Origin of the sequence: Brevibacillus sp. IT-7CA2 (genome assembly GCF_949767855.1) — a bacterium.
Lineage (GTDB): Bacteria > Bacillota > Bacilli > Brevibacillales > Brevibacillaceae > Brevibacillus.
In genome coordinates this window covers 364,664-379,346 of record NZ_CATKQT010000044.1, presented here as the reverse complement: position 1 = coordinate 379,346, position 14,683 = coordinate 364,664, and the positions used below count along the sequence as shown (strand labels likewise).

Genomic DNA, 14,683 nt, shown 5'->3' with positions numbered 1-14,683 from the left:
TAAACGGCTGCTGGATGTCGAGACTATTGATTCGTTAGGAGGATTCATATTAAACAAAATATTGTTGATACTACATTGTTTCCAGCCCGGTTGTCTCACTTGGGAAAATGATAGCACCATTCGTCTCTAGGAACCGAATTAAGCAATAACGCATCATCCGTTCGAGACCTTTGAATGTTGGAGCATCATTTAGCGCTTTCAAGAACTCCTTAACTTCTCTACTCTCTCCCTCATTTATTTGTAATCTGCCTACCTGCACTTCAAATTCACATACTTGTACTACTTCACTAAATCGTTGACCTGTGTGAACATAACTGCTTCTTACTTGATAAGCTACGCGAATTTGTTTATCAAGCGTTTTCCAATCTAAACCACCAAACTTTACCCATTCCTCTGGTACTTCGTTTTTCAAACAGAAATCCTCTGAAAGTAATTTTTTCAGAGTCAATCGGAACTTCCGTGATACTTGATAAAGACGTTTCTTTAAATCTCTTACAATTGCTGCACCACCCTCAATCTGTGTTTCAATGGTTTCAAATTGCTTAAGGAGATTATTATCGTATAATTCATCATATGTAAAATCACAGAAGTTTGATAGGATTTCTCCACATGTAATTAGGTCCAAATAAGCCGACTCAGGATGCGTGCCGTATTTTTGTAAAGCCTGGAGATAAAAGTTGCCTGCAGCTTCGAAAATATCACGAATGCGTTGGTCTATTTTACTTTCTAAATCAATTAGTGGACGCATTATGTCTAGTTTTGAAAGTTCCAATTCTACACTGAAGTTCGCCCGCGACTGGTGGTTATTAAATCCGATTTTCGGATGCATTACTGGCTCGCTAGAAGCTAAGTTAGGTACATGATAAAGACCGTACATCTCAACAGGACCGTGATAATCAAAACGTTTGCCATAAAGCACGCAGAGGGATACTAACAAGAAGTTGATAGAAAGCCTAGGATAAATGAGCAGCCCACTTTCATGATGTTTTTCTTTTGGATCCGGAGTCTTGATAGAAACCATGTAATAACTACGAGAGAACGGCGTTTCTCTCAATTGTTCCGGTGGTGCTTCGAACTGCCCTGAGGTGATTCAGGAGCTTGAAAAAATGTACAAGGAAGCAGAGTGGATAAGGAATATTCCGCTGTTTAAAGATCAAGTATCATCGCCACTTACGGACCGGCTGCGTCATTTGGATAAGTTAAAGCTTCTGCGATCGGACTAGCCACCTTGGATGGGTGTTCTTGGGCTAACAGTGTAGCAAGATGTGGATCAGCTCCGTGTTCCAATAACATCTTTGCAATATGTAAGCAGTCATAATCGTGAGGCAGGTGGCCTCCATTTTGGTTTGGAGTTTTATCATTCGCTTTACATTTACTGTAAAGGCAGTTAGTATGGCTTGGATTTGCATACGAAAGAGACCACGGTACTTGGCCCTGGTTAACCCATGATACCTTTTTAACTCAGCATTTTTATGTTCAATAATCGGTCTACGACGGATACGCTCTTGGAACACTTCGCCGTTCTCAAATTCGATATGCTCCTTGTAATGTTCCGCTATAATTCTGAAGGAATAGGTCTTGTTCTTTGCACCCGGTTTTAAACAGCCTTCTTTTAGCGGACATGCTGTGCATTTGTGTATATCAAAGTAGAACACAAGAGAACGACTATCGCCACTTTTTTTGCTGCCTTGCACAGCTTTACGGACACTGTTTTGTCCTGCCGGACAAATAACAAAATCTGCATCTTTGTTGTATGTAAAACCCTCTTGCCTTGATCCGCCATTATGGACGACAGGGTTTAAAGGAACTACGGGTTGAATCTTTTTAGATTTCATTTCAGCTAAGTTATCTTTACCTGAATATGCAGTGTCGGCAATGATTTCATGGACTTCTATTCCTGTGGATAACGTTTGACTTAGAAGCTCTTTGAATTGCTTTCCATCATCCGAACTTCCCCCAGTAACTTCTACAGCCGTAATGATCTCTTCCTCCGTCATGGCGATATGTTCTTTGTAACCAAAAAAAGATTTCGTATAGCTTTTCCATCCAAAGCGTGCGTCTGGATCAATAGCCGACAGAATCCCTTTTTGGGAAAGAAGGCGCTCGTCTTCTACAATCCTCTTGGCGATCTGAAGTTTTTCTGAGATAGAACCCTCATGATCAGGTATTAGCGTCTCGACAGCTTCTCCCAGCTCCGCTAAGTAATGTAGCATGACTTTTTCCGCATTTTCCTGTTCTTTCTTTATCACTGGCATCCGAGGAAGTTTCTTTTCAAGTTTGGAATGCTTTTTTACAACGACACGAAATAGACGTTTTGCCGCATCTCGTAAAACGCCAAGTGGCTTTTGTTTTTGCGAAGCTGCCAATGTATGAGTAGAATCCATGATAATCGTCTTCGACTTGACGAGTCCTTTCTCGATGCACTGGCGCACAACTGATCGAAGCACCTCATCCACACCCGCTGCTCCCAATCGATGGTTACGAAATCGGGATAATTGAGAAGGGGCTGGTAGCGTGTCTTCTGGATTAAGGCCAATAAACCACTTGTAAGCAAGATTCACCTGAGCTTCTTGAATCATGCGCTCATCCGAAAGATTGTACAGAACTTGCAAGAATAACAAACGAAACAGAAGCTCTGGCTCGTTGGCAGGTCTACCGTAATATTCACAGTACGAAGAACGAACCAGATCATGAATGAACGTGAAGTCGACGACTTCATTTATTTTACACAATGGATGATCTTCTGGAATGAGTTTGTATAATTCGGCATGGAAGGACGCCGTCAATTGTTTGGCAGGCTGTAGCACTAGTCCCAGCTTCTTTCGTTTTATGTTTATTATACAACGAGACCCAGTACCTAACGGTACTGGATCAGTCTTTTTACATATTATAGGAGTCGTTTTGCACGGCTCTCAGTTTGTGGGCTTATTTTTAACTTTCTTTTTGTATTGGTGCCGACACCCGTTAGTTTAATAACAACTACCATATAGTGCTATACCCTATCCTTTCGATATGCCTGCCTTACCCTCTCGATGTGGGCAAGGTGGTCACGGACATGCTGGACGCGCGATTCCAGCAGCTCTTTGAACGTGTACCGCGCTCCATCGGGATATTCCCCGACCCGATCAAGCTGCTCGGGAGTCAGATTTTCCAGATGCGGCTGCATGCTGGCCCGCAGCATTTGGAACAGGAGCAGATGCTGCTCGCGGTCCAACCGTTCATATCCCAGGTTATCCGCCCAGGCTTCCTGATCAAATGATAGCAGAAGCGGTTCTTCCTCAGCCAAGACTTTTCTCATCCGATGTGTCGACAGGATTTCGCTATCCGTCACATGGATCACAATCTGATGGATGCTCCATTTGTCCGGTGCAGGTTGGAAACGCAGCTCTTCCTCAGACAATCCTTCGACGGCTTCTCGCAACAGCGCATAGCCTTGGCTGTACTCCTCGATCAACTTTTCCATCCGATCCCTCTCCTTTAGCATTATTCGTGTTGCAGGGAGCATTCGATAATATTATTCTTCGTTATAGAACAAACGCCTTGTTGGTTTGAGCCAATAATAAGTCACCTTGAAGTGATTTCTTCGGAAAGTCCCTAAATGTTTATTCCACTATTGGGACTTTAGAAATTAAGCAAAACTGCCCATATGCCATTCATGCAGCGCTGCTGCACCAAAGATGATGAATGGTTTGAATCCGTCCATACTGCTACTACGGCTGGAGTTTCCGGAAGACATTTCAAGGCAATCGGAAAAGGAATAATCCCCCGCAAATGACGGAAAACGCCCGAATTTGGACATTCGGACGGATGTTAACATACCTATTATCGGGACCCAAAACCAACTTGTCCTAATTCCACATCTCAGGTTTCTAAATGGATATATATGATTTCAGAATTTAAATCATCTACCCATAAATAGAGATTTTTGCAGCGATGTGCAAAGTATCTGATAGCTATACTATCTTTCAATTCATTTGTCAGGTACCAATTTGATGGCGTAATCAACAAATCATCATAGCTTTTGCAGAGAAATTCCATAGTTTCGTCAAAATCTGGGACATCCGCTACTATCACTTCTGAAGGGATGACTCTAAATATTGTTTTTTTCTCTCTGTGTGAATATAGCACTTTTAATTGTGTGTTAAACAGGTTGGCGACAATAGGATTTAATTTTCCCTCAAACTCCAAATTTTGCAATTCCTCTATGGCTTTTTTTTGAATCTCCTTTAAAATTAACTGCTGGGGTTTATCATCTACAAAAGCAGCTTTAATGTCTACAAAATATCCACCAATTTCTGTTAGTGCCTTCTGAAATAGACTTTCATCAGACAGAGTAGGTATATGCAATACGTTGTCGGGTCCGTTCACCGCAGAAAGTGATAAGAAAAATTGTGAAAGTGTTGTTATTGGAATAGGGGATTCAAAAGGTGCAATCTTTCTTATCTTTCTATTTTGGATCTTATTTTCTTCTTTACTTGTAAATAAATTTGTGCTTTCATTTTTTTTAATCCAATTCAATTGAATACCTCTCCTTTTCTTCTTGTATGCTCCAAGTAAATTACATAGATTATAAATCTAAAAATGTAGCCGGAGCTTAATCCGGCTACATTTTAAAGATTATTCTATTGTAAAATTCGATGGGTTATTCGCTCCTGCTACATAAACACCATTTTTAACGGTGGTAAAGGTTCCGCCTAATTTAGCTCGGTAATAACCAGGTTCATCTGCAATAAAAACGCTTTGATTTTCAATAATTGGGACCGCAGGATTCACTGGGTATTCAAATCTATCCGTGTCTACAGTCGTCCATTTTCCCGTGCTTGAATTCCATAGTTCATAAATAACCCAAACAGCTGAATAACTAATATAATCATCCGATACTTTAATATTCCAGTTGCAATATGCCGTATCTCCATCAATATCGTCGCATAGAATAACGCCTAAAGCGGTCGCTGTAGGCGATACTTCACTTGATAGAGATGCATTTTCAGGCGTATATATAGTGCTTCCTTCTGACTGACTTGGAGTTTTGGCTAATGCAAAACTACTAGATAACATGACCAAAAGAGTTACCAACATTAGCGAGATAAACTTTTTCATTTTCGTACTTCTCTCTTCGAATTCAAAATTTTCAAACTACCAATTAAGATACTCTAGTAAAACCGAAATCAAAATAGGTATAAAATACCTTAATTGGAAAACGAATGTTTTATATAGGGCTTTTTACTCAGTCTAACTGTTCTCAATGCGAGATTTTAAAAATATTGGTCTTTGTGGGGGTGGTGTCAGCAACGATGCTGTTAGCTTACCAATCCCTCAGTCTCCATATATAAACTACCTAAGCGGGGTATCTTATGAGAAATGCAATTTCTCAACACTAAATTTAAATAAGCAAAAAATGCTCCTCTTTTACGAAATGCAATTCCTTTTTCTAAAATACGCAATCGAAAAGAAATCCTGTCTGATTATTCATGCTATGATGAAGACAAGCTAGACCACGTCCGTTGGCATCTTGTATCAGATACCGTCAGGATGGAAAGGATTAGGAGCGTCGGGTTTTTAACTACCATGTAGGGAGTGGATAATGTCTATGATGATTAGCAAAGTCGGTCAAATCATGCTGTATGTCAATAACCAGGATCAAGCAGTGAGCTTTTGGACGGAAAAGCTAGGGTTCCGTGTTGTTTCAGAAGAGAAAAACGGTGAAATGAGATGGATTGAAATTGCTCCCGCACAAGGCGCTGAAACAAGCATCGTTCTCCACAATAAGGAATTCGTTGCGAAAATGTCGCCCGGAATGAATCTTGGCACTCCTTCGCTCCTGCTCTTTTCGGAAAATATCGAGGAATTGCGTAACGACCTCATCAATAAAAATGTGAAGGTTGGAGACATTGTTACGATGCCTTCGGGCTGCGTCTTTAACTTCGCAGACGATGAAGAAAATTACTTTGCTGTGCTGGAGAAAAAGTAAACAGAAAGAGGCGGCTGACAGGAATGGTCGGCCGCCTTTTGTTTCATGCCTCGTTAGTCGAACTTTAATTTGGACAGTGCGTCTTTCAACGCTGAGTTGATTCCTTCGTCCTGCTCCTTGTCTTGCCCCTTCAAATACTTGGATACTTCTTTCTTCGAAACCTTGCTGCCCTTTTCCTTGTCGCGACGCTCCTGGAAGGTCTTCAGTTTTTCCTTGTGCCCACACGCGCAGACAAAGGTTTGTCCTTCCCCTTCCCCCCGCAGCTCCAATCTTTTGTGGCATTTTGGACATCTGGCATTGGTCTGCTTGGCAATGCTTTTGCGATAACCGCATTCCCGATCTTGGCACACCTGCATTTTGCCACGCTTTCCGTTTACCTCCAGCAAAAACTTATTGCACTCCGGGCACCTGCTTCTGGTCAAGTTGTCGTGCCGGAAAGTCTGATCGCTGTTCTTGATCTGTTGGACGACTTCTTTGGCGTACGATTTCATCTCTTCGATAAACGCTCGCTTGTTCAAGCTTCCCTTAGCGATGGCACCGAGCTTTTGCTCCCATTGGGCGGTCAAGGTCGGCGACTGCATTTCATCTGGAACGAGCTCTAGCAATTGCTTGGCTTTTGCGGTGACAAAAATATGCTTGCCGCGCTTCTCTAGCAAAAAGCTGTTGAACAGCTTCTCGATCACATCCGCGCGAGTTGCTACCGTACCTAGTCCGCCTGTTTCCCCTATCGTTTTGATCAAATCCTTGCTCTCGTTCGCCATGTATTTCGCCGGGTTTTCCATCGCTGTCAGCAGACTCGCTTCCGTAAATGGCTCTGGCGGCTTCGTCTCGCCCTTGGTCTGGGATACTGACTGGATGTGCAAACGATCTCCTTTTGCAAGAGTAGGCAGGATTTGTTCCTTTACGCCATCCTTCGCATCGTCTTCTTCTACATCGTGGTCATACGCCTCTCTCCAGCCTTGGGAGAGCACGGTTTTTCCTTTTGCCAGGAACGTTTCATTCCCGATTTTCGCCTGGATGGTCGTTTGCTCGTATTCGAAGGCAGGCAGCAGAACGGCCAGGAAGCGCTTCACGATGAGGTCAAAAATCTTGCGTTCCTTATCGCTCAAATCACCGAGAAAAACAGCTTGCTCCGTCGGGATAATCGCATGGTGGTCCGAAACTTTGCTGTCATCCACGAACGATTTGTTCGCTTTGATCGGCGCACGCAGGATTCTGGCGGCGAGGGGCGCATATGGCTTCATTTGGACAGCCTTGATTCGATCCGCTAGCGTCTCGACGATATCAGCAGAGAGATAGCGAGAGTCCGTTCGTGGGTACGTCACTGCCTTGTGATGCTCATATAGCCCCTGCATGATGGACAGCGTCTGCTTTGGTGAGTAGCCAAACATCCGGTTGGCATCCCGTTGCAGCTCCGTCAAATCATACAGCTGTGGTGCATATGTCTTTTTGTGCGCACGAGTAATCTCGATGACTTCTGCGTTTTTTTCCTGTTTGAGAGCGGCTATTAGCTGATCAGCCTTTTCCTTGGAAAATGTTTTGAAATCCTTCGTTTGCTGATCTTGCCATTGGAGCTGAATCGGACCTTGGGCCACCGCAGACAGCCCGTAAAATGGCTTGGGTGTAAAGCGACGAATCTCTTCTTCTCGCGATGCCACAATGGCGAGTGTTGGCGTCTGGACACGACCACACGAGAGCTGGGCGTTATGCTTGCATGTCAAGGCGCGCGTGGCATTGATTCCTACGAGCCAGTCTGCTTCTGCACGAGCAGCGGCGGAGGCAAACAAGTTTTCGTAGTTTTTGCCGTCTTTCAGATTGCGGAAGCCTTCGCGGATCGCCTTATCTGTCACCGAGGAAATCCACAGACGCTTGATTGGTTTATTCACGTGAACCAGCTCAAGAATCCAGCGGGCAACGAGCTCTCCTTCACGCCCTGCATCCGTCGCAATGACGATCTGCCCGACATCGTTGCGTCTCATTTGTTGTTTGACGACCTGAAATTGCCTGTTGCTTTCCCTGATCACGACCAAGCGTAATGGGGACGGCATAATCGGCAAATCCTCGATTCTCCACGAGCTGAATTGCTGCCCGTACGCTTCAGGATCAGCGAGAGTGACCAAATGCCCGAGTGCCCACGTTACAATATATTTATCTCCTTCAAAAAAGCCGTTTCCTTTTTTGTGACACTGCAATACTTTGGCAATGTCACGTCCAACCGAAGGCTTTTCTGCCAGTACAACTGTTTTACTCATGTACGACATCCTTTCAAACCAATTCAACAATCTGTATCCATTGTAAACAAAAAAGCAGGAAGAAGGGGCTTAGAAATATTTCGAGAAAAAAAGTTTTAGAATCTTAGGGTTATGAAACGCTAACGGGCAAGCTCACGCGATGTGTTGGTTGTTTGGGAAGTAAGTTATTTCGCATTGGAAAAAACTTCAAAAGTCTCCTTGACCATTACGTAACGTAACGGTTTATAGTGAAATTACCGGTGAAACGCTAGCGATCAAGAAAGGGGCTGATCATGAAACGACATTGGAAAGTCGGAGAACTTGCGAAAATGGCGGGAATTACGATACGGACTTTACGTTTTTACGATCAGATAGGCTTGTTTTCGCCATCTGGCTATTCGCCATCCGGATACAGACTCTACACCGAAAAGGACATTTCACGCCTACAGCAAATTTTGTCCTTAAAGGAGCTGGGGCTATCGCTGGAGCAGATTAAAGCCGTTATGGCCGGAGACCAACTCAGCCTGTCAGACATTGTTACCATTCAAATAGACACCCTGAAAGAAAGTATCCGCATGCAGCAGAAACTCTTGCATGAGCTTGAGAATGTATCGAGTCGGATGCAAAGGAACGAACCGTTTACCGTTGAGCATTTCATGAACATCATACGGACGATGAGAATGAAGCATGAGAAATTTTTCGCCGAGAGAAAATCGAGTATGGATCGCCACCTCGACCGACTTGGTGAATATTTAGATGAGCATCCGGAAGAACCCGGATAAGGAGGTTTCGACTGTGAGTGAAAAATCAGCTAAGCATTCCACATTTGTCATTGAAAGGAACTATAAGCATTCCCCTGCCCATGTATTCGCTGCATGGGCGGGTCAAGCAGCGAAAGCCAGTTGGTTTCCTAAAGCCGACGAGTTCGACTTCCGCGTAGGTGGCCGCGAATTCAATCGCGGTGGTCTGCCTGGGGGACCCGTTTACACATTCGATGCCTGCTATCAGGAAATCGTTCAGAATAAGCGAATTGTATACTCATACACGCTGGACATGGAGGACAAGCGGATGTCTGTTTCCGTGACGACGGTGGAATTCGATTCCGTGGACGGCGGCACGCGCTTGATCTATACCGAGCAGGGCGTTTTTCTGGACGGTCTCGATACGCCTGAACAACGTGAGCACGGAACAAAGGTGATGTTGGATCGGCTCGGTGAGGCTCTGGACGGCCAATGAAAGATGCTGCGCTTGAATCGAGTCACCAGGCCGGTTTGAACGAATGGATTGGACTTGCCGTGCTTTCATTGCCTGCACTGCTCGTTTCGATAGACTTGTCCGTAATGATTCTCGCACTTCCTCACATAAGCATCTCTATCGGCGCTGACAGTACAGAACAGCTCTGGATCATGGACATATACGGCTTCATGCTCTCAGGGTTTCTGATCACGATGGGCTCGCTCGGAGATCGGCTCGGTCGCCGTAAGCTGCTGATGTTCGGCGCAGCGGCATTCGGTTCGGCTTCGGTGTTGGCCGCTTATTCCAGCACCTCTGGAATGCTAATTACAGCACGGGCGCTGCTCGGCATAGCCGGGGCGACGGTATCGCCTTCGTCCCTGGCTTTAATCAGCAATATGTTCCGCGATCATAAGCAGCGCTCCCTCGCCATAGGCATATGGTTCATGTGCTCGATGGGAGGCATGGCGCTTGGCCCAGTAGTCGGCGGGATGATGCTGGAGCATTTTTCATGGGGTTCGATTTTTCTACTCGGCGTTCCAGTCATGGCGCTGCTGTTGTTGACTGCATCCCATCTTCTGCCCGAATATCGGGATCCCGCACCTGGTCATTTGGATATGACTAGCGTCTTGCTGTCGATGTGCACCATTCTACCGGCCATATACGGCCTAAAGGAAATCGCTAAGCAAGGTCTACAGATCTTGCCACTCATTGCCATCGCGGCTGGCGTTGTTTTCGGGACGTTATTCGTAAGACGGCAGCAACGGTTGGACAGTCCGCTAATGGACTTGCGCCTATTCGCAAACCCTGCCTTCAGCACAGCACTGGGCGGCTTGTTCGGCATCACTTTGACAGGCGCTTCCATGCTCTTCATCGCACAGCACCTTCAATTCGTAGAAGGACTATCGCCGCTTGCGGCAGCGATGTGCATGCTTCCAGGAGTGGTTGCGTCGATGGCAGGCATGTTGTTGTCGCCGCTCATCGCTCGGCGGGTCCGACCGTCGCTCCTTATCGGGGCAGGCCTTGCCGTCTCGGCGACTGGTTGTATTCTACTGTCCCAAGTAGGAGCGGGATCCGGACTCTCTACCCTGATCGTCGGTTATATCTTCTTTAATGTGGGGGTAGCCCCGTTTGCGAGCTTGTCCAGCGATCTAATTATCGGATCGGCCCCGCCTGCGAAAGCGGGTTCGGCGGCGTCCTTGCTGCAAACGAGCGGTGAATTCGCATTCGCACTTGGTATTGCTGTATTAGGCAGCATCGGAACATACGTGTACCGCACTCAAATTGCCGGCTTCATACCGAGAGATGTTACGACGTTAACATCCGAAGCCTCCCGCGAAAGTCTGGCTGGGGCAGTCTCGGCAGCTAAAGTTTTACCCGAACCTATTGGTTCAACACTTCTCCATGGCGCCCAGATAGCATTTACCGACGGCATGCATGCTGTTGTGGCTGTTAGCGGCGGGCTCATGATCGCTATCGCCATACTCACCGTGATCAAGCTTCGGCATATCCCCCCCATCGGGCAGAAAACGCCAGGTGAGATGTAATGATCCGCGGCAGTCTAGGACTTTATTTTCTTGTCCTAGGCTACCGCTGTCTCGCTTTACAAACGCAAACACACCAACCTTTGCCGACTACTTATACAGTGCCGCAAGCTCTGTGCTAATGTACGTACCTACCTGCTCCCCTCGACAAATCCGCGCCATGGCTCCCAGCTGGTCAAAGTTAAACACGTGCAGAGGCAATTGGTGGTCTCTGGCCAAAATCATTGCGGCCTGATCCATGACACGCAAATCTCTTCTGACCACCTCGTCAAAAGAAACCTCCACATACTGCTTCGCGGTAGAATCCTTGCGTGGATCGGCAGTGTACACGCCATCTACACCGTGCTTCGCGACCAGAAGGGCGTTCGCGCCTACCTCGAGCGCCCGCTGGACAGCCGGATAGTCAGTGGTCACATACGGTTGACCATTTCCCCCAGCGAAGATGACCACATGCCCCTTTTCCAAATGATGAACGGCCCGCAGACGAATGTAAGGCTCGGCGACTGCATTAATTGGAACGGCAGTCATGACTCGGACTTCCCTGTTTACGCGGGCCTTCAAAACTCCGCGTAACATCAAGCTGTTGATGACGGTGGCCAATGTACCGATGTTGTCTGCTTCCACTCGCTCGATTCCCCATTGATCGGCCATGTTTCCACGAAAAATATTGCCCCCGCCGATCACGATAGCTACTTCTACGCCCATATCCAGCAAAGCCAGAATCTCCCCCGCGATATGCTCCAGCTGCACAGGATTAAAGCCAAACCCGTTTTCCTTGGCTACCGCTCCACCGCTTAACTTGACCAAGACTCGTTTATACCGCATGGCGCCTCCCCCTACGTTCTTTTCTTTGGAATAGATGACGTTCAACAAAAAAAGAACGAAAGCAAACCTCGCCTTCGTTCTTCGAAGCAAAAAGAGTAGATTGGGAACTTTCTGTTCTTGTTATTCATTCCCATCCTCTCCTTTTTTTCACTATGGAAAACTCCTCACCATTCTATGCAAAGAAATTGGGAAAGTCAAAGGCATCGCGTTTTCCCGCTAAAATATCATGTAGCATGCTATCAGCCGTCTTTGTGGCAAACTGGTGATCCTCGCTCGTGATAACGCCTTTTTTCAATGCCTCATCGAGCTCATCCTGATCAAGCAGGTATACTTCTCCTGTCGGCAGTACCACGATGTCGAGGTACAAATCGTCATACCAGATATGCCCGTTCTCATCCTTGCCATGTCCCCGGCAAATATCGATATACCATTGCACTGTATTCCCTAACTCATCCATCATTTTTGTAACGGCATACGCTTGACCATGAGGAAAATACTGCAAGTACACATATCCTCTATCGCCCACACACAGTGTTTTATCCCCGACAGGCATGTAGGCAGGCTCACTTACTTCGTCCAGAGAAAGGCGGACAGTGTACCCAGAGAAAGATAAAGATTCTACCCATTTTTGCTGGTAGCCCAATCGCTTTACGCGTCTCCAACCAGGTCGATCTGCTCGTTTTCGCTTCATAGCCTGCTCTCCCTCGTCGTTTTGGTTGCTTTTACTCTACCATGAATGGGATCGCTTTGTCAGATAGCAAACAAAGACATGCTCACGAAGAACATGCCTAAACGGATTAACCTGCCATTTATGTTTGGGAGGAGTCGTCTTTTGTTGCCAATCGACTGTGTTTGCGCCCATATAGGAAATAGACGATTGCTCCGACCGACAGCCAACCGAGAAAACCGAACTTTGTCAGCGTAGGCAGGTTGAAAACGAGATATCCACAAAAGAGAACCGCGAGCAAGGGAACAAGCGGAACAAATGGGACGCGAAAAGCCCGCGGTAATTGCGGATGAGTGCGACGCAATACTACTAGCCCAATCGAGACCAAAATAAAAGCAAACAGCGTTCCGATGTTGGTGAGCTGGGCCAAGCTAGAGAGGGGCAATAATCCACCGAAGGTTGCTACTAATACTGCCACGACGAGCGTGCTCTTTTGTGGTACCTGTGTGCGGGGATGAACGTGCGAAAAGAGCTCAGGGAGCAAGCCATCTCGACTCATCGCAAAAAACATCCGGGCTTGTCCATACATCATGACTAACAACACTGTCGTGATCCCGACAATGGCTCCCAACGAAATGAAGCCTGCTACCCAGTCCTGATTGACATAGGTGAGCGCAAACGCGACCGGATTTTTGACATTCAACAATTTGTACGGAACAATCCCTGTCAATGTCAGTGAGACTGCAATATACAAAATCGTGCAGACGAGTAAGGACGAGATGATCCCGATTGGCATGTCGCGTTGGGGATTGCGGACTTCTTCGGCCGCACTAGACACCGCATCAAATCCAATAAAAGCAAAAAACACCGTGGCGGCACCAGTCGCTACTCCCGCAAAACCAAACGGCATGAATGGACTCCAGTTTTCCGGTTTGACATACATGACTCCAACGACGAGGAACAGGGCAACTACCGCTATTTTAATCAACACCATGATGGTATTCAAGCTGGCTGACTCTCTCGTTCCCTTCATCAACAAAGCTGTAATGATGACAATGATGAGGACCGCAGGTAGATCGATGATCGTTCCTTTTGATGCATCAAACGCACTCGTGAGCGCATTCGGCAAGTGGATGTTAAACCCGGCTAGCAATCCCTGGGCATACCCCGACCATCCGCTTGCCACCGCAGCACAAGCCACTCCATATTCGAGAATCAAGTCCCACCCGATCATCCACGCGACAAATTCGCCAAATGCCGCATAGCTGTATGTATAAGCGCTTCCCGACACCGGAACAGTCGAAGCAAATTCTGCATAGCAGAGTGCGGCAAACACACAGGCAAGTGCCGCAATAACAAAAGACAAAACAAGTGCCGGTCCAGCGTGCAAGGCAGCAGCAACGCCCGTTAACACAAAAATCCCTGTTCCCATGATCGCGCCGATGCCCAGCATCGTCAGGTCAAAAGCACCTAATGACTTTTTGAGAGAGCTTTCGTTTTTATCCACCTGCTCCAGCATTTGCGTAACTGACTTTTTCCTCAGCAATTGATTTTTCCATGACATCATGTGCGACCTCCCAAGCGGGTCATTCACTTCCAACCGTGATTGAAAACAGTTGGAGTATGATCTCATTGGAGGAAAATTATGCACAGGCCCAGCTTGGATCGGATTTTCAGGGTTACCTGCGCACTAACCCGCGCCCAATGACATTGGCAGAAACTGGCGCAATCCCGAGCTCTCTTGCCCAAACAGACAACTGCCCCATGTGATGAATCTCGTGGGCGATGACATGGCGAAGCAGCTCCCCCTTCGTGTACAGTTCATCATCCCAGGCGACCTTTACGGATTCGTTCTCCCTCTCGTCTGACCAATTCTCGATGAAATCACGCAATTCTATGCGCCAGGCATCTGATAGCTCTTTTACTTTTTCCAGCGTCTTGTACGCTTCGTATGCCACCTGAATATCCGGCTTTCCCTGTACGCCCCGAAGCCAGCTATACTCGACGTCAGCAATGTGAAACAAGGTATACAAAATCGTGCCAGCCCCACCTGTACGCTCGCGTAGCAATTCTTCTGGTGTAAGCTGCTTACACCATTCCATCCACTCGTCCCGTACCTGCCAGTTATACTGGAAAAACATCTTCATCGAGTTCACTCCTTATCTATTTGAGTAGATGATTAGGAAAATTCCAGCTAATAATAGCACATATG

Annotated in this window: 14 protein-coding genes and 1 pseudogene; 4 read left to right on the top strand and 11 right to left on the bottom strand. The window is 46.6% G+C overall.

Features of this window, described 5'->3' with window-relative positions; genetic code table 11:
* Positions 1–70 precede the first annotated feature (70 nt).
* The 6 genes and pseudogenes from ACM6JA_RS21460 to ACM6JA_RS21435 form a co-directional block, all read right to left on the bottom strand.
* Positions 71–1,021, bottom strand: a complete 951-nt coding sequence (locus tag ACM6JA_RS21460) for a hypothetical protein (protein ID WP_414853964.1) — start codon at positions 1,019–1,021, stop codon at positions 71–73.
* A gap of 307 nt (positions 1,022–1,328) precedes the next feature.
* Positions 1,329–2,786 (bottom strand): annotated as a pseudogene (locus tag ACM6JA_RS21455) (IS1182 family transposase); the annotation flags it as partial.
* A gap of 206 nt (positions 2,787–2,992) precedes the next feature.
* Positions 2,993–3,463, bottom strand: coding sequence for a DinB family protein (locus tag ACM6JA_RS21450; protein ID WP_414853963.1), 471 nt, complete (start codon positions 3,461–3,463; stop codon positions 2,993–2,995).
* Positions 3,464–3,628: 165 nt separating this feature from the next.
* Complete coding sequence (locus tag ACM6JA_RS21445; protein ID WP_414853962.1) at positions 3,629–3,817, bottom strand: hypothetical protein; 189 nt, start codon at positions 3,815–3,817, stop codon at positions 3,629–3,631.
* Positions 3,818–3,861: 44 nt separating this feature from the next.
* Entirely contained in the window at positions 3,862–4,518 is a 657-nt protein-coding gene (locus ACM6JA_RS21440; protein ID WP_414853961.1) for a hypothetical protein, read from the bottom strand.
* Positions 4,519–4,617: 99 nt separating this feature from the next.
* Positions 4,618–5,100 carry a hypothetical protein gene (locus ACM6JA_RS21435; RefSeq protein ID WP_414853960.1) on the bottom strand — a complete coding sequence of 161 codons (483 nt, stop codon included), beginning with the start codon at positions 5,098–5,100 and terminating at the stop codon, positions 4,618–4,620.
* A 493-nt stretch (positions 5,101–5,593) separates the two neighbouring features.
* On the opposite strand from ACM6JA_RS21435, the gene ACM6JA_RS21430 reads away from it, so the two are divergent.
* Positions 5,594–5,971, top strand: a complete 378-nt coding sequence (locus ACM6JA_RS21430; protein ID WP_414854166.1) for a VOC family protein — start codon at positions 5,594–5,596, stop codon at positions 5,969–5,971.
* A 53-nt stretch (positions 5,972–6,024) separates the two neighbouring features.
* Here the strand turns inward: ACM6JA_RS21430 and ACM6JA_RS21425 are convergent, their stop codons facing one another.
* Positions 6,025–8,223 carry a DNA topoisomerase III gene (locus tag ACM6JA_RS21425; RefSeq protein ID WP_414853959.1) on the bottom strand — a complete coding sequence of 733 codons (2,199 nt, stop codon included), beginning with the start codon at positions 8,221–8,223 and terminating at the stop codon, positions 6,025–6,027.
* A gap of 272 nt (positions 8,224–8,495) precedes the next feature.
* Between ACM6JA_RS21425 and ACM6JA_RS21420 the strand changes: the two genes are divergently transcribed.
* Genes ACM6JA_RS21420 through ACM6JA_RS21410 form a run of 3 tightly spaced genes read left to right on the top strand, consistent with a single transcriptional unit; the run spans position 8,496 to position 10,982 of the window.
* Positions 8,496–8,984, top strand: a complete 489-nt coding sequence (locus tag ACM6JA_RS21420) for a MerR family transcriptional regulator (RefSeq protein WP_414853958.1) — start codon at positions 8,496–8,498, stop codon at positions 8,982–8,984.
* Positions 8,985–8,997: 13 nt separating this feature from the next.
* A complete protein-coding gene (locus tag ACM6JA_RS21415) occupies positions 8,998–9,438 on the top strand; it encodes an SRPBCC family protein (protein WP_414853957.1) in 441 nt (146 codons plus the stop codon).
* Positions 9,435–10,982, top strand: coding sequence for an MFS transporter (locus ACM6JA_RS21410; protein ID WP_414853956.1), 1,548 nt, complete (start codon positions 9,435–9,437; stop codon positions 10,980–10,982). The genes ACM6JA_RS21415 and ACM6JA_RS21410 overlap by 4 nt, the downstream gene beginning before the upstream one ends.
* 87 nt (positions 10,983–11,069) lie before the next feature.
* Here ACM6JA_RS21410 and pyrH read toward each other — a convergent pair whose 3' ends face one another.
* From pyrH to ACM6JA_RS21390, 4 genes are all read right to left on the bottom strand, one after another.
* A complete protein-coding gene (gene pyrH / locus ACM6JA_RS21405; protein WP_414853955.1) occupies positions 11,070–11,804 on the bottom strand; it encodes a UMP kinase in 735 nt (244 codons plus the stop codon).
* Positions 11,805–11,976: 172 nt separating this feature from the next.
* Positions 11,977–12,495 carry a DUF402 domain-containing protein gene (locus ACM6JA_RS21400; RefSeq protein WP_414853954.1) on the bottom strand — a complete coding sequence of 173 codons (519 nt, stop codon included), beginning with the start codon at positions 12,493–12,495 and terminating at the stop codon, positions 11,977–11,979.
* Positions 12,496–12,613: 118 nt separating this feature from the next.
* Positions 12,614–14,035: an amino acid permease gene (locus ACM6JA_RS21395; RefSeq protein ID WP_414854165.1), complete on the bottom strand. Its 1,422-nt coding sequence runs from the start codon at positions 14,033–14,035 to the stop codon at positions 12,614–12,616.
* 115 nt (positions 14,036–14,150) lie between these two features.
* A complete protein-coding gene (locus tag ACM6JA_RS21390) occupies positions 14,151–14,618 on the bottom strand; it encodes a DinB family protein (RefSeq protein ID WP_414853953.1) in 468 nt (155 codons plus the stop codon).
* Positions 14,619–14,683: the final 65 nt, after the last annotated feature.